Consider the following 19,572-nt stretch of genomic DNA (forward strand, 5'->3'; position numbering starts at 1 on the left):
GGCTACTGCTTCTCCCGCTTCAAATAGGCAACCGGATTGGTTCCGTTCGGGCCGGGGAACACCTGGACGAGCTCCCAGCCGTCCTCCCCCCACTGGTCAAGAATCTGCTTGGTCGCGTGGATAATGAGCGGAATTGTCGCGTATTCCCATTTGGTCATAACTCAAAGGGTAGCGCTTGCTTGTAAACTGAACCCCATGGCCGCTCGCAAATCCCCCTTCTTCGACACTGCGACCACCCTAGGCAAAGTTGTTGGCTTCCTGGGTATCAGTGCGCTCTGCGGCGTGCTCGCAGCCGGTCTGCTGGTTCCGGCCGCAGCCGTGGCCGGTGTCGGGGCAACCTCATCGATCGAATACTTCGACCAATTGCCGGACGAACTGCAGACGCAACCGCTGTCCCAGCCGTCGCGGATCCTCTCCGCCGACGGCAAGCTGATTGCCACGTTCTACGCCGAAAACCGCGTCCCGGTGACCCTGGACAAGGTCTCCCAGCACATGCAGGACGCCATCATCTCCATCGAGGACGTTCGTTTCTACGAACATAACGGTGTGGACCCCCAAGGCATCATGCGCGCCGCGGTGACGAACATGGCCGGCGGGGACCTGCAGGGCGCGTCGACGCTGACCATGCAGTATGTGAACAACGTGCTGATCGACGCCGGCGCTTCCGCGGGCAAGGGGGCCGAAGAGCTGACCATCAGCGGCACCAAGGACATCGGCGACAAGCTGCGCGAGGCGAAGCTGGCCATCGCCGTCGAAAAGGAATTCAGCAAGGAAGAAATCCTGCAGGGCTACCTGAACATCGTGTTGTTCAGCGGCCAGGTCTATGGCATTGAAGCTGCTGCAAAGACGTTCTTCGGCGTTCCCGCGGCCAAGCTGGACATCCAGCAGTCGGCCATGCTGGCCGGCATGGTGCAGTCGCCCAACTACTTCAATCCGGTGAACAACCCGGAAGCCACGGTGGAGCGCCGCAATACGGTGCTGGCGGCCATGCGCAATGCGGGCAAGATCACCCAAGAGGAGTACGACAAAGCCGTTGCCAGCGACCTAAACCTGAACCTCAAGCCGGTGCGTTCCGGCTGTGTCGCGGCAAACTTCGCCGACTACTTCTGCAGCTACGTGCAGCACGCCATCATGCAGTCCGACGCGTTCGGTGCAGACTCCACCGAGCGGGCGAAGCTCCTGGCCCGTGGCGGCCTCACCATCAAGACCACGCTCGACTCCCGCCTCCAGAAGGAAGGCCAGAAGCAGATCGAGCAGGAAGTCCCGGTGGGCGATGAGTCCGGCGTCGGCTCGTCCATGGTCTCGATTGAACCGGGCACCGGCAACATCCTGATGATGGCCCAGAACACCAACTACAGCCCCGAAGACGGCGCGGCCAACACGGAGCTGAACTACAACGTCGACGCCGATATGGGCGGCGGCAACGGCTGGCAGCCCGGCTCCACGATGAAGCCCTACACCATGGTCGCCTGGCTCGAAGCGGGCAAGGCGCTCAACGCGTCGGTCGATGCGCGCCGGACGGAGTACCCGGCGCAGTACCCGTGGAAGGCCAGCTGCCTGCCGCCGGACGCGTGGTTCAGTGAGTGGGACTTCCAGAATGCGCTGCCAGGTTTCGAGCGGACCATGACCGCCAGCCAGGGCCTGACGTGGTCGATCAACTCCGCTACCGCCGCCATGGCCGCGCAGCTGGACCTTTGTGACATCCAGGATGCGGCAACGCGCCTCGGCGTCCGGACGGCGACGGACAAGGAACCGATCAGCATTGAGCACCCGTCCTTCATCATCGGCACGACCAACGTGTCCCCGATGACGATGGCGGCTTCGTTCGCGGCGTTCGCCAACGGCGGCGTGTACTGCAAGCCGATCGCGCTGACCTCCGTGACGGACGCCCAGGGCAACAAGTACGAGGTGCCGAAGAAGTCCTGCGAACGGGCGATCTCGGAGGAAGTGGCTGCTGCCGTCAGCGTCCCGCTGGAGAACCTGGTCAACCTGCAGCTGGGAGGAATCCATCCGATTGGTGTTCCCGCCGCTGTCAAGACCGGCACGACCGACAAGTCTGAGTACACCTGGACGGTGGGTTACACCAAGGGCATTTCCACTGCTTCCTGGGTGGGCAACCCGCATGCCTACAAATCGATCAACAACATCCCCATCAACGGCGTAACGCGCGACTACGTGGACGGTGCGACCATCGCCGGCGGGCAGTGGACCGATTACATGGAGAAGGTCGCCGGCCTGTACAAGACGGGCGAGTTCGGCTCCGCGCCGAGCAGCATGATGTATCCGCCCCGACCGGTCCAGACCCCGGCACCCGCCGAGTCGAACAACAACTCGAATTCCAGCAACAGCAGCGACGACGGGGATTCGGGCGGCGGCTCCGGTGACTCCGGCGATTCCGGTGAATCCGGCGATTCCGGCGATTCCGGCGATTCCGGCAACGGAAACGGCGGAGGCAACGGCAACGGCGGGGGTAACGGAAACGGCGGAGGCAACGGCGGAGGAGGCAACGACTAACCGTGGACACTGACTTGTTGCGGGCACGGCTCCGGACCGCAGGCACGCTGGCCCTGGGCGCCACGGCTGCGGGCGGGGCCGCGCTCGTCTACGGCTCCGTTATCGAGCGGAACCTCTTCAAGGTCCGCGAAGAAACGCTGCCCATCCTGCCCGCCGGACGAGGCCCTCTGAGGATCCTGCACCTGTCCGACATCCACATGACTCCCGGGCAGACGCTGAAGCAGAGGTGGCTGCGGCAGCTGGCGTCGCTGGAACCGGACTTGGTGGTCAACACCGGCGATAACCTCAGCCATCATCAGGCCGTGCAGCCCCTGCTGGACTCGCTGGCACCGCTCATGGATGTTCCGGGCGTGTTCGTCCCGGGCTCCAACGATTACTACTCCCCGGTGATGAAGAACCCGTTCTCCTACCTCACCGGCCCCTCCTCTCAGCCCAAGGACTACGCGGAGCGTGAACTGCCCTGGCGGGAGATGCATGCGGCTTTCGGCACCGCGGGCTGGATCGACTTGACCAACCGGCACCAGTCGGTGGTGGTGGACCGGGTGCGGCTGGACTTCACGGGGGTTGACGATCCGCACCTGCAGCGCGACCAATATTCGGGTTTCCCCAACGGTTCGACATCCGCCGATGAGGCCGCATTCCTGCGGATCGCGGTGGCCCACGCTCCGTACCAGCGGGTGCTGGACCGGTTCACTGCCGACGACGCCGACCTGATGCTGGCCGGGCATACCCATGGTGGCCAGGTCCGCCTACCCGGCTACGGGGCCTTGACCAGCAACTGCGATCTGCCCACGTGGCGCGCCCGGGGGCTGACGTACTGGGAGCACGAGGGGCGTAGCGTCCCGTTGAACGTGTCGGCCGGGTTGGGAACGTCGCGTCTGGCTCCGGTGCGCTTCGCCTGCCGCCCGGAGGCTGTGCTGCTGACACTGACACCGGCTAATCCGGCCGGCGAAGTCCCTGCCGAAGGCCGCCCCACCGGGCCCGGCCCCGGGCTCAGCTGAGCACAGAAGCACGCTTGTCCATCTGGTCTTACACCAGCTCTCGCTTTCTTCTGCGCAACCCGCACATGCATCTTTAGATGCGCCCTGCGCGCCCGCCCGCTAAGACTTCCTCAGCTGCGCCCCGCGCGCCCGCCCGCTGAAACTTCCTCAGCTGCGCCCCGCGCGCCCGCCCGCTAAAACTTCCTCAGCAGTGCCCCGCGCATCCGCCCACGCCGCAGCGGCCACGGTCACGCTTGGAGTGGTTGGGGTGGGACGTGGGTGTGCCAGTAGGAGTTGCGCAGCGGTCTGCGGCGCGGGTCGATGTAGTCCGGCGGGGTGAACCAGGGGATGCCGTCGACGACGTTGATCTCCCAGTTCCCTTGCTCGATCAGGTCGTGGTGGAGCAGGCAGAGGCATACTCCGTTGTTGACGTCGGTGCGGCCGCCGGCCCACCACGGGATGATGTGGTGGGCTTCGGTCCAGAACGCGGGCATGCTGCACCCCGGGAAGGCGCAGCCCTTGTCCCGGGCGACCAGGGCCCGGCGGATGGCCCTGTTGAAGAACCGTTGGGACCGGCCCAGGTCCAGGATTTCGCCTTCGGATCCCAGGACGGCCGGGATGATCTCGGCGTCGCAGGCCATCCGGCGGACCGTGGTGGCCGAGACCGGGCCGGTGAAGACCGCGTTGCCGCCGCCGGAGAGCAGCCCGGCCAGCTGCTCGTACCCGGTGGTAACGATCACTTGGGTGCGGTGCCCGCCCGAGTCCGGGAGCCTTCCGGTGTTCAGCGCGATCCGGCACGCCCCGACCAGTCCCGCGAGCAGCTTCTGCGCCCGGGTGGCACCATCCATCGCCTCCACCACGGTCGGATCCACACCGGCGGAACTATCGCTGCTGGCTTCGGCCCCGGAGGACAGATCGCCCCTCGCGCCGGTTATGTAGCCGCGGTCACCCTCAGCGGCACCGGCTCCGCCCCTGCCTGCCTCCGCGGCACCGGCGCTGGGACCGGTGCCGGGACCGGTGCCGGGAACATCGTGGTTACCGCCGCTGCTGGCCGTGCCGGCGACCGTGGTTCCGTCACTTTCGGTGTGGGACTCCCCAGAACCGGCCGGACCCGCCTTTGCGGTGTTGGCGTTGCCGGTTGCGTCTGCTTCGCCTGTGTCCGTAGGGGTGCTGCCGGTGGCGGCGGTTTCGATGGCGTCGGGGCGGATCCTTGGGTTCGCGGCGCTGTTCATCACGGTGGCGAGGGCTTCGTACTGGGCGTCGGTGGTGTTGATGACGAACTGGTGCAGCCCGCGGCGCCGGCCGCGGTAGAACATGCCCTGCCGGGCCCGCAGTTCCTCCTCGGACGGCTCGGCACCGTCCTGGTCGACGGCGGTTTCCCACGTTCTGGCCACCATCACCAGGGTGTCCGCGTCGGCGTCCGCGGCCTGTCGGACCAGCGACGCTTCCATCGCCTGCAACGCCTCCGGGCTACCGGCGTGGCGGGCCCGGTCCAGGGAATCAACCACCAAGGCCGCGACCTGGCCGCTGACCTCACCGCCGGCCATGGCCTCGGCCAAAACCGGCAACGCCGGCGCACCCGGCTCCCCGTCCAACCGCACCGGCGCGGCGATCGCCTTGCCGACCCGCAGCCGGCGCCGCGCCTCCACAATCCCGATCCCCAACCGGGAGCGCAGATACTCCGCCGTGTTCGCGAACTCCGTCTTGCGGCCGCGCCGCACCCGGGGCGCCCCGGACCCCTCCGGGGCCGCGGCGTCCACGCTCCCGGTGCTGATCGCCGCCACCGGGTCCGCCCACTCCCCCGCCCCCGCGGTGACCGACGCGACGGCACCCGCCTCCGCCCCGGCCCCGGCGCTTGCTCCGAGTCCTGCCGTCGCATGTTCCCCGGTGGCGGCGATGTCCGCCCGCTCCACCGCGTGGGCGCCGACCGCCTGCAGGAACTCCACGAGCTTCGAAACACCCTCGACCGCCGCCACCGTGTTGGCCAAGTCCCGGGTAGACAGGGACGACAACTCAACGGGGAAGCGGTCGGCAACATCCTGCAGCAGCACACACGCCTGATCCAGAGATGCTTCCATCTCCCCGGTGCGGTCCAACGGTGCAAGAGCCATACCACAATTTTATTCGTACACAGATTCGATAGCCATCAAAAGGGCCCAGTGTGTAGGAGTAGTGCCTGCCGAGAGGCAGTGCTTGCGGGTAACGATGGGAGCGGCCGGGAAAAACCGTGCAGGTAGGCCTCCAAACGACCGCAAGCAGCCCGCTTACTCCTATTGCAAACTGGTGCCACCACCCGGGAACGCCCTACGAAAGGCGGTAAGCAGCCTGCGTGCGCACGGTAGGACGGCGCCGCGATGCTACGTCGAAGCGGCCGTCTCCGCGTGCGCCTCGCGCCATTTGGACCAGCCGTACAGACTCAAAATTCCCAGCAGGACGGTGAACACGATGGCGTCAAGTGCAAAGAGGACCTGCGGGTTTGCGTTCGCTGCCAGTCTGGTCAGCCCCATCAGCGAGAGGGCGACGCCGATCCACCACGCTTCGATAACGCCGCGCGCGAGACCGAGGTACAGCAGCGGAGTCAGGAGGCTAACGACCGCCGCTTCAACAATCGCCCATGGGTCCGCCATGTGCATCAGCATCATGGGCAGCACGTCGATGCCGAAGAACAGCAGGACGAGCACGATCAGCCCGGCCGCGGCCAGCCAGTCGGACCGCTCTACCGGGTGGACCGGAACCCCGCCGGTCGCCCGCTGTCGGCGCGACCGCCGGCCCCATCGCCACCGCCACCATCCGTAGGCGGCCACCGCAGGCAACATCAGGACGGCCAGGCTAAATGCGCCAGCCACGCCCATCAACACCATGGACAGGACCGGTTCCGCCAGCAGCACCAGCCAGCCGGCCGGTTTCCGCAGCACCAAGAGCAGGACGCCGGCCACCCGCAGCAGCGGAAAGAGCATTGACATCCACAGGAACACCCCGAAGCCGTTCGCGACGTCCGTCAGATCCATGCCCGCCCCCCGTTGGTGAATGGTTCCGCACAGCCTAGCAAGCATCGGTTTCCCAACGCGTCGGCGCGGGCCGGGCCAACAGTGACCAGCGCCTCAACGCGGGTCGCTAGGATAGTTGCTGCAGTACACGAAGCCCTCCGAACCACTGCGACGAATCGACCACATGACTGAGTTATCCCTCTGGCGCTCGATCGCCCGGCTCAAACACTATGTCCGGCCCATCCTCCCCCGGCTGATCCTGGGATTCTTCAGCGCCCTCGGCGCCAGCCTGGTGGCACTGGCCATTCCCCAGGTCTTGCGCGGCCTGGTGGACACCATCCATACCGGCGGCCGCCCCTCGGAAGTCTGGGGCCCCGCCGTCGTCATTGCGGTGCTGGGCGTGGCCGAGGCCGGCCTGGTGTACCTGCGGCGCGTGTTCGTGATCGCGCCCGCCACGGACGTGGAGATGGGCATGCGCACCAGCTTCTACCGGCACGTGCAGCATCTGCCGGCCGCCTTCCATGACCGCTGGGGCTCGGGCCAGCTGCTTTCCCGCTCCATGGCGGACCTGGGCCTGATCCGGCGTTGGCTGGCGTTCGGGTCGCTCATGCTGGTGGTCTCCTTGGTGACGGTGGTCGCGGGGCTGGCGCTGATGTTCGCGCTGAACCAGTTGCTGGGACTGATCTTCCTGGCCGCCGCCGTGCCACTCGTCTGGCAGGGGTTCCGCTTCCGTACCGCGTTCGGCGCTTCCTCCCGGCTGAGCCAGGACCAGGCGGGCGACCTCGCCACCACCGTGGAGGAATCGGTGCACGGGATCCGGGTGCTCAAGGCCTTCGGCCGCGGCAAGTACGCGCTGGAGAACTTCCACGGCCAGGCCGAAGAACTGCGCCAGACCGAACTGGCCAAGGCCCGCACGCTTTCCAAGTTCCTCGCCACCGTCGTGTCACTGCCCGATCTGGTGCTGGGCGCCGCGTTGGTCATCGGCATCATGCAGGTCTCCGGCGGGCACATGACCGTGGGCGACCTGGTCGCCTTCTTTGCCACCGCCGCCGTGGTGGCCGGTCCGGTGGAAGCGATCGGTTCCCTGATGGGCATGACGCTGACGGCGAAGACCGCCCTGGACCGGCACTTCGACGTGATGGATACGAAGAACACCATCATCGACCCGGACGTTCCCGCACCGGCCGGCCCCGTGCGCGGGGAACTGCGCCTGTCCAACGTCGTCTTCCGCTATCCCGACGCCGCCGCGGACGCGGCCCCGGTTCTCGACGGCGTGGACCTGCACGTGCGCGCGGGTGAAACCCTGGCGCTGGTAGGGGTCACCGGCTCGGGCAAGAGCACCCTGCTGCAGCTGATTCCCCGGCTGTACGACGTCACCTCCGGCGCCGTGTTTCTGGACGGTACGGATATCCGTCATCTCCCGCTGGCCGAGCTGCGCGCCCGCGTGTCGGTGGCCTTCGAGGACTCCACGCTGTTCTCCACCTCGGTCCGGGACAACGTGCTGCTCGGTGCCCGCCCGCGCGGGGAAGATCCAGAAATCCTCCTCTCGCGGGCGCTCGAGGTGGCGCAGGCCGGGTTCGCCTATGACCTGCCGCAGGGCGTGGACACGCGGATTGGCGAGGAAGGACTGAGCCTGTCCGGCGGGCAGCGGCAGCGGATCGCGCTGGCCAGGGCCATCGCCGCGCAACCGGCCGTGCTGGTGCTGGACGACCCGCTCTCGGCCCTGGATGTGCGGACCGAAGAAGCGGTGACGCAGCGGCTGCGGGAAGAACTCCGCGGCACCACCACCGTGATCGTGGCCCACCGGCCCTCCACCGTGGCGCTGGCCGACAGGGTGGCGTTGCTGCAGGACGGCCAAATTACGGCGGTCGGCAGCCACTCGGAGCTGCTGCGCAGCAGCACACACTACCGGTACGTGATCGCCTCGCTGGTGGCCGAGCCCACGGTCGAAGACGTCCTGGACGCAAAGGAAGCCCGATGAGTTCCATGACCGGAGTCGCCGGCGAAGACAACATCAACCTGGACCAAACCGACCGCAGAGCCGTCAGGCGGCGCTCCCTGCGGCTGCTGGGCGAACTGGTGTCCCCGCACAAGCGGCTGTTCGCGCTCTCCATCGTGCTGGTGGTGGCCAGCAACGCCGCCCGGGCCGCCGGTCCGGTGCTGGTGGCCTTCGGCATCAACAATGCGCTGCCGGCCTTCACCGGCGGCGACACCATGCCCCTGGTGCTGATCGGCGCCGCCTACGCCGCCGTCGCGATCGCCGGCGGATCCCTGCTGGCGGCCTACATCTATGTCACCGCGCGGCTCAGTCAGGCCATGCTGCTGGCCCTGCGGGTCCGGGTCTTCCGGCACACCCAGCGGTTAAGCCTGGAGTTTCACGAAACCTACACCTCCGGCCGAATCATCTCCCGGCAGACGTCGGACCTGGAGGCGCTGCGGGAACTGCTGGACAACGGCGTCACCCAGCTGACCTCCGGCGTGATGTTCATGCTCTTCACCGCCATCAGCATCGCCGGACTGGACTGGAAGAGCGGGCTGATCATCCTGGTCGCCGCCATACCCATCGCCTTCGTCACCCGGTGGTACCAAAAGGGCTCCGAGCTGGCCAACCGGGCCTCCCGGGTGGTGTCAGCCCGGTTGATCGTGCACTTTGTGGAAACCATGACCGGCATCCGGGCCGTCAAGGCCTTCCGCCGCGAGCGAGACAACTCCGCACGCTACAACGAGCTGGCCGCCGACTACCGCGGCGCGACCCTGCGGAACATCAGGTACTTCGGCGTGCTCCAGCCGGTGCTGAACGGCGTCGGCAACCTGACCGTGGCCGCGGTGCTGCTGATCGGCGGCTTCCGGGTGCTCGACGGCGACCTTGCCATCGGCACCCTGGTCGCGGTGCTGCTGGCCACCAAACAGGTCTTCCGCCCCACAGAACAGATCGCCATGTTCTACAGCTCCTTCCAGTCCGCGGCCTCCGCGCTGGAAAAGGTCTCCGGGCTGCTGGAGGAAGAACCGACCATCGTTCCCCCGGCCCGCCCGGTCCCGCTCAAGGACGCCCGCGGGGCGATCCGGTTCCGCGATGCCGTCTTCGGCTACGGCGACGGCCGGGTAGTGCTGCCGAGGCTGGACCTGGACATTCCCGCCGGCCAGACGGTCGCCGTCGTCGGGCAGACCGGGGCCGGTAAGTCCACCGTGGCCAAGCTGATCGCCCGCTTCTACGACCTGACCTCCGGGTCGCTCACCCTGGACGGGATCGAGCTGCGTCAGCTGTCCAACGAAGACCTGCGCCGCGCCGTCGTGATGGTCACGCAGGAAGCGTTCCTGTTCAGCGGCAGCGTCGCGGAGAACATCGCCCTGGGCAACCCGGAGGCCAGCCGTGCGCAGATCGAGGACGCCGCCCGCGCCGTCGGCGCCCACGAGTTCATCCTGTCTCTGCCCGAGGGCTACGACACCGATGTGAACAAGCGCGGCGGCCGCGTCTCGGCCGGCCAGCGGCAGCTCATCTCCTTCGCGCGCGCGTTCCTGGCCGACCCGGCGGTGCTGATCCTGGACGAAGCCACCGCGTCGCTGGACATTCCCAGCGAGCGCCAGGTCCAGGAGGGCCTGCAGACCCTGCTGGGCAACCGCACGGCGCTGATCATCGCGCACCGGCTTTCCACCGTCGAGATCGCCGACCGGGTGCTGGTCATCCACGAGGGCCGGGTGGTCGAGGACGGCTCGCCGGCGGAACTGATCGCCGGCAACGGCCGCTTCGCCCAACTGCATGCGGCGTGGAGGGACTCGGTGGTCTGAACGGGGCCTGGCCGCTCGCTGGTCTGACCGAGGCTTGGCCGGGCCGACGTCCGGTCTGACCGAGGCCCGGCCGGGCCACCGCCGATTTCTCCTTTGGGGGCTGTCTCCGCTATCCTTGAACAGTTGCTTTCGCGGCCGTCACGACGACGGCGGGGGCAACGGTATCGGGGTGTGGCGCAGCTTGGTAGCGCGCGTCGTTCGGGACGACGAGGTCGCAGGTTCAAATCCTGTCACCCCGACCAATCACCGGGAACTCCCGCCGCTCTTCGGAGCGGCGGGAGTTCTTGCTTTTCCGCTCCCGGAACCGGTTTGTACCGGACGAAAGTTGTGAACCCGGCCCAAAAGCGGGAAGTATGGACCCATGGGGTCTCTGCAGCGCTCGGCGCTCATCGTAGGGGCCGGAATCGGCGGGCTCGCCACTGCGCGGGCCTTGCAACGAACCGGCTGGAAAGTCCACGTGGTCGAACGCGCCGGAACGCTGCAGCAGCTGGGCACCGGGTTGACGATCTGGGCCAACGGGACGCGCGCCCTGCAGCGGCTCGGCGTGCTGGACGCCTTTGAAGAGGCCTCCCTCCCGGTCGGCGGCAGCTCGCACGACCAGTTCGGCAACGTGCTGTCCACGTTCAGCAGCGACGACCTCCGGCAGCGCTACGGCCACCCGCTGCGCTCCATCCACCGCTCGGACCTCACCACGTTGCTGAACGACTCGCTCTACGTCAACACGGTGCATCTGGGTTTGCAGGCGGTGAAGTTCCGGCGCGATCAGCACGGCGGGACGGTCACGCTGAACAACGGCGGCTCCCTGCACGCGGACCTGGTGGTCGGCGCCGACGGCCTGCGCTCGCTGGTCCGCCACGACCTAATCGGCGACGGCGCCCCGCGGGCCTCCGGCATCACCGCCATGCGGGCAGTCTGCCCGATCGGCGACCTCGATCCGGGCTGGCTGCCCTGGGGCGAGTCCTGGGGCAACGGGGAGGTCTTCGGCATGATCCCGCTGCCGGGCGGCCTCATTTACTGGTACGCCACCATGCCCAACCACGTGCTGGCGCAGGACGACGAGGTCCTCTGGCGCACCCTGGCCCTGCAGCGCTTCGAGGGCTGGCACCCGGCCGTCCGGGCGGTCATCGGCGCCACCAAGAGCCAGGACATCATGGCGCACGAACTGTTCGACCGGAAACCCGCCGCCGTCTGGTCCGGCAGCCACGCCACCCTCGTGGGCGACGCCGCCCACCCCATGCTGCCGTTCCTCGGCCAAGGCGCAAGCCAGGCCCTTGAGGACGCGGTCGCGCTGGCCGGCGCGCTGAACGCCGACTGGAACATCACCACCGCCCTGCGCAACTACGAACGGGCGCGGGGCCCGCGCACCGCCAAGGTGGTCGAGCGCTCGCGCAAGATGGCAGCCATGGCACGGCAGCAGAAGCCGTGGAAGCAAAAGCTCCAGCGGACGGTAATGAGCAAGGCGCCGCAGGCCCTGGTCTTCAAGCAGTTGGACGACGTCGTCGGCCGCGTCGACAAGTGACCCGGGGGCCCCGCGGCACCCTCTCCCATTGACTCTGCCCGCGCCCCGTACTGGAATGGAAGATAACTCCGTCAGCAGGGGTGCCGATGTTCCTCGCAGAGTTCGCGCAGCTGGCCGTCGCCACGGCCGTGCTGGCTGCCGTGGTTTTCCTGACCTCCTACGCGGTGGAACGCGGCCTGCGCCGCCGCCCCGATCCGGACACCGCGTTCTGGTACTGCTTCTCCGGGCTGTGCTGCGCCCTGGCCGTGGTGCTCGCCGCCGCGGCCGCCTTCCCGTCCGCCGTGCCGCTCTGGCTGCTGCTCGCTGCCGGCTGCGCCGCGCCCGCCGTCTGGCGGATCAGCCGTACGGCCGCCGCCGCCATCCGCTACCAGGACAGCCGGGACTGGCATGAAGCCGCGGCCCGGCACGACGGCCTCCGGTCCCGCTGGCTGGCCTATGAACTGGATCCGGCGCTGGCCATCGATTACCCGGACATTTCGGACGTCTCGCGCCCGGCCACCGCTGCCATGCTCCGGGCCCTGAAACGTGCGGACGCGCTGCGTTCCCTTGGTCCGGCCGACGACGGCGGTGTCGGCGGCTATCCCGCGGCCGTCGCCGAAGCCGCGGCCCGGCTGGCGGCCGCCGAGCTCGCGGCCGGCCGCCTCCCGGAAACCGCACCCGGCTCCCCCGCGGGCCCGGCCGGGCTGCCGGCCGGCCCTCTGCCGGACCCCCTGGGCGCGGCCGGGAGCACCCGGCCCGGCCCCGCGCCGCTGCCGATCAGGCGAACGTCCGGCCGGTGAGCCGTTCGTAGGCTTCGACGTAACGCGCCCTCGTCTTCTGCACGATGTCCTCCGGCAGGGCCGGCGGCGGAGCGTCCGAGTTCTTGTCCCAGCCGGAGGCGGGCGACGTCAGCCAGTCGCGCACGAACTGCTTGTCGAACGACGGCTGCGCCCGGCCCGGCTCGTAGGTGTCCGCGTCCCAGAACCGCGAGGAGTCGGGGGTCAGCACCTCGTCGCCCAGCGTGATCTCCCCCGTCGTGGGATCGACGCCAAACTCAACCTTGGTGTCCGCCAGGATGATTCCCCGCTCCCGGGCGATAGCTTCGGCGCGCGTATAGATCTGCAGTGTCTTATCGCGCAGCCGGGCCGCGGTCTCTGCTCCGACGGTGTGGACCACGGCGTCGTAGGTGATGTTTTCGTCGTGCTCGCCCACCTCGGCCTTGGCCGAGGGGGTGAAGATGGCGGGCTCCAGCCGGGAGCCGTCCACCAGGCCGGCCGGCAGCGGCAACCCGCAGACGGTCCGGGATTGCCGGTATTCGGCGAGGCCCGACCCTGTCAGGTAGCCGCGGGCGATGCACTCCACCGGGTACATGTCCAGTTTCTTGCAGACCATCGCCCGGCCGGCCACCGCGTCTGGCACCTCCGTGGACACCACGTGGTGCGCCACCGGGTTGTCCCCCTGGGCGAGCTGTTCGAACCACCACAGGCTCAGCTGGGTGAGGATCCGTCCCTTGTCCGGGATCTCGCTGGACAGCACGTGGTCGTAGGCGCTGATCCGGTCGCTCGCCACCACCAGCACGGTGTCGTTGCGCCGATCCAACAGGCCTTCGGCGGCAATGTCGTCGCTGGCCGTCTCCACCTGCTGCGAAGCGGCCGGAACGTACAGGTCGCGGACCTTGCCGGAGTAGACGTGCTTCCAGCCGGGCAGTTCGAGTACTTCGGGGGCAAATGCCATGGTTGACGTCCTCAGTCTCTCTGTGCGCCGGCCCGGGAGTTCGTGCCGGACGCGGGCACCTTGATCTTGCCCTCGGCCGCCAGCAGGGCAATGTCGCTGCGGTACTGCGCCCCCTCCAGGCTGATGGCGTCGATGCCTTCGTAGGCACGTTCGCGGGCTTCCACCAGGTCTTCACCCAGCGCGACGACGGCGAGCACCCGGCCGCCGGCGCTGACCACCTTGCCGTTCCCGTCCAGGGCGGTTCCGGCGTGGATCACGTGCACGTCGGTCAAGGCATTGGCCTTCTTCAGGCCGCGGATCCGGTCCCCGGTGCGCGGAGTTCCCGGGTAATTCTCCGCCGCCAGCACCACCGTGACGGCGGACCGCCTGGACCAGACCAGCTGTTCGGTGTCGTCCAGTTCCCCCTTGGCGGCCGCCAGCAGCAGCCCGCCCAGCGGTGTGCGCAGCCGGGCCAGTACCGCCTGGGTTTCCGGATCCCCGAAGCGGGCGTTGAATTCGATCACCCGCACGCCGCGGCCGGTCACGGCCAGCCCGCAGAAGAGCACGCCCACGAACGGGGTGCCGCGGTGGGCCATCTCGCGGATGGTCGGCAGCGCGACGCGGTCCATGACTTCGTCCACGAAACCGGGCGGCAGCCAGGCCAGCGGCGTATAGGCGCCCATGCCGCCGGTGTTCGGGCCCTCGTCGCCGTCGAAAATCCGCTTGAAATCCTGCGCCGGTACCAGAGGGATGGCGCGTTCGCCGTCGGAAATCACAAACAGGGAGACTTCCGGGCCGTCGAGGAATTCCTCGATGACCACGGAACCGCCGGCGTCGAAGCAGGCCTGGGCATGTGCCAGGGCGGCGTCGCGGTCTTCGGTCACCACCACGCCCTTGCCGGCCGCCAGCCCGTCGTCCTTGACCACGTAGGGAGCCCCGAACGAATCCAGGGCCTCGGCCGCTTCGGCGGCGTTGGTGGCCACGTGAGCCATGGCGGTGGGCACGTTCGCCGCGGCCATGACCTGCTTGGCGAAGGCCTTGGAGCCTTCGAGCCTGGCCGCTTCCTTGCTAGGGCCGAACACCGGGATCCCCGCCGCGCGCAACGGGTCGGCCACGCCGGCGGCCAGCGGGGCCTCCGGGCCCACCACCACCAGGTCGGACTCCAGCCGCCGGGCCAGCTCGGTCACCGCCGCCGGGTCGCCCGCATCCACCTGATGCGTGGGCACGATCTGCGCGATGCCGGCGTTGCCGGGGGCGGCATGCACCTCGGTGACAAAGGGATCGGCCAGCAGGGAACGGATTATTGCGTGCTCGCGGCCGCCGGGGCCGATCACAAGTACCTTCACAAGGAACTAGCCTACTGGTCGCGGGGCGGAGCCTCGAAGTTGTTGCACCGGCCCCTAAACTGAGTCCATGCCCGAGACATTCAAAGCCGCGGACGCCGTGGAACTGGCCGTCGTCGAACGCAACGGTTTCATCGAGTCCCGCCATCTGGGCTCCGCGGTGGTCATGGCCGCCGACGGCACCGTGGTGACCGAACTCGGCGACATCAGCGCACCGATCTTCCCGCGCTCAACGCTCAAGCCGTTCCAGGCCCTGGCCGCCATGCAGTCCGGCGTCCCGCTGCGCGGCGACCAGGTGGCCCTGGCCTGCGCCAGCCATGTGGGGTCGCTCGAGCACATGGACGTGGTGGAGGGCATGCTCAAGGCCGCCGGCCTGACCGACGCCGATCTTCGCTGCCCGCCGGCCTGGCCGCAGGACGAGCAGGCGCGCGGCTGGCTGGTCCGCACCGAACGCGGCCAGCAGCGGCTGTCCTTCAACTGCTCCGGCAAGCACGCCGCCTTCCTCTGGGCCTGCGTGGAGAACGGCTGGAATACCCAGACCTACCTGGAACCGAACCACCCCCTCCAGCGCCGCGTGATGGAGGTCATCGAGGAGTACGCCGAAGAAAAAATCGAGCACATCGCCGTCGACGGCTGCGGCGCCCCGGCGCCCGCGCTGTCGTTGACCGGCCTGGCCCGGGCCGTGGGGAAGCTGGCGAAGGCTCCGGCGGACAAGAACGCCGATGCCCGCGCCGCCACCATCGCCACCGCCATGCTGGACTACCCGTGGGCGGTGCACGGCTGGGGCCAGGAAAACACCGTGGTGATGGAGCAGCTGGGGGTCTTTGCCAAGTCCGGCGCCGAGGGCGTGATGGTGATGGCCACCCCCAATGGCGTCTCGGTGGCGGTGAAAATCCTGGACGGCAGCGGCCGCGCCGGTTCCCTGATCGCGCTGACACTGCTGGCCGCCTGCGGCGCCGTCGACGTGGAGAAGGTGGGCCCGGTGCTGGAGGACGTGGTCAAGCCCGTCCTCGGCGGCGGCCAGCCGGTGGGCAGGCTGCGGCTGGCGCCGCCCATGGTCGCGCTGCTGGACTGAGCCCCGGAAGGACCTGAATCGATGGGAGTACGACGCCGGATCCCGGCTCGGGAGGGCGACGCCGCCGTGGCTGCGTGGCGCGGCGGGGCCACGGACCGTCAGACCACTGCCACGGCGGTGCGGTACGCGTTGGAGGAACTGGCGGACCGTGCCCCCGGCAACAGCGTGGAGGTGCGGGTGCCGCCGTTCGGCGTCGCCCAGTGCATCGAAGGCCCCAAGCACACCCGGGGCACACCGCCGAACGTGGTGGAAACCGACCCCGCCACCTGGCTTGCCTTGGTGACGGGGGCGCTCGGGTGGGACACCGCCGTCGCCGAGGGCAGGGTCGCTGCCTCCGGGCTGCGGGCCGAACTGGCGGACAGGCTGCCGCTCTTCGCCCGGTAGGCTGGAACGTATGACTTCTGAGCAAGAACCGGCTCGCGACCGCAGACCCATCGAGCCGGAGCGCCGCGACGTCACCGTTCGCCGGGCGCCGAAGTATGCGCCCTTCATCGCCGTCTGGGCCGTGCTGGGCGTCGTGCTGGCCGCCGTGTCCGCCTACACCGGGCCGGAGAACGCGGAGTTCACCCGCGGCACCGTTTTTGCCTTCCTGGCCGTGCTGTTCGGCTTGGCCGGCATCCTGGTTGGATCGTTGCTGTTCCTGCTCATCGACCGGGCCAGCGTCAAACGCGCGAAGCGCCTGACGGCAGTTGCCGAACCCGGGCAGGAAGACTCCGCGGACCCGGCTGCGGATCCGGGCCCCGCCGACGTCCCGGAGACGCCCCGCGATCGGGACGGGAGCACCCCCGTCACCCGCGAACGGGACCGCGAAACCGGGGCCGGAACCGAGGGCGTAACCGGGGGCGAAACCGGGGGCGGAACCGAAGGCGAACGCCAGGCGTAACCTGCCGGCGGGCCCCCGTAATCCCCGTCACCCCGGTGCGGCCGCGCGCCGGGCGCATGAGAGAATGGGCGGGTGGCACGCGGTGACGGAAAACTCTCCCATGAACTTCTTCCCGGCGAAAAGGGACCCCAGGACGCCTGTGGCGTTTTCGGCGTCTGGGCACCCGGCGAAGAAGTAGCAAAACTTACCTACTACGGCCTGTACGCCCTGCAGCACCGCGGACAGGAGTCCGCCGGTATTGCCACCAGCGACGGCAAACGCATCAATGTCTACAAGGACATGGGCCTGGTGTCCCAGGTCTTCGACGAGACCACCCTCAACACGCTGAGCGGGCACATCGCCGTCGGCCATTGCCGCTACTCCACCACCGGCGGCTCCACGTGGGCAAATGCGCAGCCGACGCTGGGCGCCACCGCCACCGGCACCGTCGCGCTGGCCCACAACGGCAACCTGACCAACTCCGCGGAGCTGTACGAGAAGGTGCTGGAGAAGTTCGGCAAGCCCGACCGCGGCGAGCTGGCCCAGGGCAACACCACGGACACCGCGCTGGTCACCGCGCTCATGGCCGGCGAGGAGGGCCAGACCCTCGAGGAACGCTCGCTGGAGCTGCTGCCCAAGCTGCGCGGCGCCTTCTGCTTCACCTTCATGGACGAAGGCACGCTGTACGCCGCCCGCGACCCGGCCGGGGTGCGCCCGCTGGTGCTGGGCCGGCTGGAGCGCGGCTGGGTGGTCGCCTCCGAGACCGCTGCGCTGGACATCGTGGGCGCATCCTTCGTCCGCGAAGTCGAACCGGGCGAATTCATCGCCATCGACGAGAACGGCCTGCGCTCCCAGCGCTTCGCCGAGAAAAAGCCTGCCGGCTGCGTCTTCGAATACGTCTACCTGGCCCGCCCGGACACGTCCATCAACGGCCGCAGCATCCACGCTGCCCGCGTGGAGATGGGCCGGAAGCTGGCCAAGGAACACCCGGCCGAGGCCGACCTGGTGATTCCGACGCCGGAATCCGGGACCCCGGCCGCCATCGGCTATGCCGAGGCCTCGGGCATCCCCTACGGCCAGGGACTGGTCAAGAACGCCTACGTGGGCCGGACCTTCATCCAGCCCAGCCAGACCATCCGCAAGCTCGGCATCCGGTTGAAGCTGAACCCGCTGCGGTCGGTGGTGCAGGGCAAACGGCTCGTGGTGATTGACGATTCGATCGTCCGCGGCAACACCCAGCGGGCCCTGGTCCGGATGCTCCGTGAAGCCGGTGCGGCCGAGGTGCATGTGCGCATCTCCTCTCCGCCCATCAAGTGGCCGTGCTTCTACGGCATCGACTTCGCCAGCCGGGCCGAGCTCATCGCGAACGGCATCGGCGTCGAAGATGTCAGGGCGTCGCTCGGCGCCGACAGCCTGGGCTACATCTCCGAAGAGGGCATGATCGAGGCGACCGAACAGCCGCGCGAGCGGCTGTGCACCGCATGCTTCACGGGCGAGTACCCGATCGAACTGCCCACCGCCGACCGCCTGGGCAAGAACCTGCTGGAACGCGGCGAGGCGGACCAGGAACACGGCTCGTGCGACCCCGGGCCGGATTCGGACCTGGAAAAGCTCCTGACCGCCGACGACAAGAAAGAGCGAGTATGACCTCCCCCGAACAGGGCCAGATCACCTACGCCAGCGCCGGCGTCGACGTAGAGGCCGGCGACAAGGCCGTCGAGCTGATGAAGGGGGCCATCAAGGCCACTCACAACGCCAACGTCATCGGCGGGGTCGGCGGTTTCGCCGGCCTGTACGACGTTTCGGCACTGCTGAAGTACCGCAAGCCCCTGCTGGCCACCTCCACCGACGGAGTGGGCACCAAGGTCGCCATCGCCCAGGCCATGGACATCCACGACACCATCGGCTTCGACCTGGTCGGCATGGTGGTGGACGACATCGTGGTGGTCGGGGCGGAACCGCTGTTCATGACCGACTACATCGCCTGCGGCAAGGTGGTCCCGGAGCGGATCGCCGACATCGTGCGCGGCATCGCCGCCGCCTGCGAGGTGGCCGGCACCGCGCTGGTGGGCGGGGAGACCGCCGAGCACCCCGGCCTGCTGGGCGAACACGAATACGACGTTGCCGGCGCCGCCACCGGCCTGGTCGAGGCCGACGACCTGCTGGGCCCGGAACGGGTCAAGGACGGGGACGTCGTCATCGGCATGGCCTCCTCGGGCCTCCATTCCAACGGGTATTCCCTGGTCCGCCGGGTGATCAACCATGCCGGCTGGGCGCTGGACCGCCAGGTCAGCGAATTCGGCAGGACACTGGGCGAGGAACTCCTGGAGCCCACCCGCGTCTACGCGGCGGACTGCCTGGATCTGGCACGCTACGAAGCAGCCGGCGTCCACGGCTTCAGCCATGTAACCGGCGGCGGCCTGGCCGCGAACCTCGCGCGCGTGCTGCCGCAGGGACTCATGGCCACCGTGGACCGTTCCACCTGGGAGCTGCCGGCCATTTTCAAGCTCATCGGCGAACTGGGCAACGTCCCGCAGGCGGACCTGGAACGGACGCTGAACCTCGGCGTCGGCATGGTTGCCATTGTGGACCGCGCCGGTGCCGACGCCGCCCTGCAGCGCCTGAATGAGCGCGGCGTGCCCGCTTGGGTGATGGGCCAGGTCGGTCCCGCCGACCCGTCCCTGGGCGGCATCGATTATGTCCAGGGCGCCAAGGGCGTCGACGGCGGTGCCGTCCACCTGGTGAACTCCTACGCCTAGGCCCGCCCGGACACCGGACCGCCCCCGCACCGCGAACGCGACGGTGCGGGGGCGG

The 19,572-nt window shown here is 68.6% G+C and carries 16 protein-coding genes and 1 tRNA gene; 12 read left to right on the plus strand and 5 right to left on the minus strand.

All coding sequences use genetic code 11. The features are described from left to right. Positions 1–2: 2 nt before the first annotated feature. On the minus strand, positions 3–158 hold the full coding sequence (sp36, locus tag AC5RVG_RS04490; protein WP_493978079.1) for a Sp36 family protein: 156 nt from the start codon (positions 156–158) through the stop codon (positions 3–5). A gap of 37 nt (positions 159–195) precedes the next feature. Here sp36 and AC5RVG_RS04495 point away from each other — a divergent pair, with 37 nt between their 5' ends. After that, positions 196–2,514 (plus strand): transglycosylase domain-containing protein, encoded by a 2,319-nt coding sequence (locus AC5RVG_RS04495; RefSeq protein WP_494012855.1) that lies wholly within the window; start codon positions 196–198, stop codon positions 2,512–2,514. A 2-nt stretch (positions 2,515–2,516) separates the two neighbouring features. Continuing rightward, on the plus strand, positions 2,517–3,515 hold the full coding sequence (locus AC5RVG_RS04500) for a metallophosphoesterase (protein ID WP_494012856.1): 999 nt from the start codon (positions 2,517–2,519) through the stop codon (positions 3,513–3,515). A gap of 227 nt (positions 3,516–3,742) precedes the next feature. On the opposite strand, the gene AC5RVG_RS04505 is transcribed toward AC5RVG_RS04500, so the two are convergent. Together AC5RVG_RS04505 and AC5RVG_RS04510 are read right to left on the minus strand one after the other, a co-directional pair. Continuing rightward, a complete protein-coding gene (locus AC5RVG_RS04505; RefSeq protein WP_494012857.1) occupies positions 3,743–5,605 on the minus strand; it encodes an HNH endonuclease signature motif containing protein in 1,863 nt (620 codons plus the stop codon). A gap of 246 nt (positions 5,606–5,851) precedes the next feature. After that, positions 5,852–6,502 carry a nicotinamide mononucleotide transporter gene (locus AC5RVG_RS04510; protein ID WP_494012858.1) on the minus strand — a complete coding sequence of 217 codons (651 nt, stop codon included), beginning with the start codon at positions 6,500–6,502 and terminating at the stop codon, positions 5,852–5,854. Between the two features lie 163 nt (positions 6,503–6,665). Here AC5RVG_RS04510 and AC5RVG_RS04515 point away from each other — a divergent pair, with 163 nt between their 5' ends. The 5 genes from AC5RVG_RS04515 to AC5RVG_RS04535 all read left to right on the plus strand — a co-directional run bounded on the left by AC5RVG_RS04515 (position 6,666) and on the right by AC5RVG_RS04535 (position 12,565). Next, on the plus strand, positions 6,666–8,462 hold the full coding sequence (locus tag AC5RVG_RS04515; RefSeq protein ID WP_494012859.1) for an ABC transporter ATP-binding protein: 1,797 nt from the start codon (positions 6,666–6,668) through the stop codon (positions 8,460–8,462). Beyond that, positions 8,459–10,267, plus strand: coding sequence for an ABC transporter ATP-binding protein (locus tag AC5RVG_RS04520; RefSeq protein ID WP_494012860.1), 1,809 nt, complete (start codon positions 8,459–8,461; stop codon positions 10,265–10,267). The genes AC5RVG_RS04515 and AC5RVG_RS04520 overlap by 4 nt, the downstream gene beginning before the upstream one ends. A gap of 165 nt (positions 10,268–10,432) precedes the next feature. Beyond that, positions 10,433–10,509: transfer RNA gene (locus tag AC5RVG_RS04525), tRNA-Pro, on the plus strand. Between the two features lie 119 nt (positions 10,510–10,628). Next, positions 10,629–11,786, plus strand: a complete 1,158-nt coding sequence (locus AC5RVG_RS04530; RefSeq protein ID WP_494000669.1) for an FAD-dependent oxidoreductase — start codon at positions 10,629–10,631, stop codon at positions 11,784–11,786. A gap of 86 nt (positions 11,787–11,872) precedes the next feature. Then, on the plus strand, positions 11,873–12,565 hold the full coding sequence (locus tag AC5RVG_RS04535; RefSeq protein WP_494012861.1) for a hypothetical protein: 693 nt from the start codon (positions 11,873–11,875) through the stop codon (positions 12,563–12,565). Here the strand turns inward: AC5RVG_RS04535 and AC5RVG_RS04540 are convergent. Together AC5RVG_RS04540 and purD are read right to left on the minus strand one after the other, a co-directional pair. Next, positions 12,543–13,499, minus strand: a complete 957-nt coding sequence (locus AC5RVG_RS04540) for a phosphoribosylaminoimidazolesuccinocarboxamide synthase (protein WP_494012862.1) — start codon at positions 13,497–13,499, stop codon at positions 12,543–12,545. The two genes, AC5RVG_RS04535 and AC5RVG_RS04540, sit on opposite strands and share 23 nt — an antisense overlap. A gap of 11 nt (positions 13,500–13,510) precedes the next feature. Beyond that, complete coding sequence (purD, locus tag AC5RVG_RS04545; RefSeq protein ID WP_494012863.1) at positions 13,511–14,824, minus strand: phosphoribosylamine--glycine ligase; 1,314 nt, start codon at positions 14,822–14,824, stop codon at positions 13,511–13,513. Positions 14,825–14,891: 67 nt separating this feature from the next. Here purD and AC5RVG_RS04550 point away from each other — a divergent pair, with 67 nt between their 5' ends. The 5 genes from AC5RVG_RS04550 to purM all read left to right on the plus strand — a co-directional run bounded on the left by AC5RVG_RS04550 (position 14,892) and on the right by purM (position 19,517). Then, positions 14,892–15,896, plus strand: coding sequence for an asparaginase (locus AC5RVG_RS04550; protein ID WP_494012864.1), 1,005 nt, complete (start codon positions 14,892–14,894; stop codon positions 15,894–15,896). Between the two features lie 21 nt (positions 15,897–15,917). Continuing rightward, a complete protein-coding gene (locus tag AC5RVG_RS04555; RefSeq protein ID WP_494012865.1) occupies positions 15,918–16,280 on the plus strand; it encodes a sterol carrier family protein in 363 nt (120 codons plus the stop codon). Between the two features lie 10 nt (positions 16,281–16,290). After that, positions 16,291–16,779, plus strand: a complete 489-nt coding sequence (locus AC5RVG_RS04560; RefSeq protein WP_494012866.1) for a hypothetical protein — start codon at positions 16,291–16,293, stop codon at positions 16,777–16,779. A 72-nt stretch (positions 16,780–16,851) separates the two neighbouring features. Beyond that, positions 16,852–18,405, plus strand: coding sequence for an amidophosphoribosyltransferase (gene purF / locus AC5RVG_RS04565; RefSeq protein ID WP_494012867.1), 1,554 nt, complete (start codon positions 16,852–16,854; stop codon positions 18,403–18,405). Beyond that, on the plus strand, positions 18,402–19,517 hold the full coding sequence (gene purM, locus AC5RVG_RS04570) for a phosphoribosylformylglycinamidine cyclo-ligase (protein ID WP_494012868.1): 1,116 nt from the start codon (positions 18,402–18,404) through the stop codon (positions 19,515–19,517). Before purF ends, purM begins: the two co-directional genes overlap by 4 nt. Positions 19,518–19,572: the final 55 nt, after the last annotated feature.

The organism is Arthrobacter senegalensis, assembly GCF_059091765.1.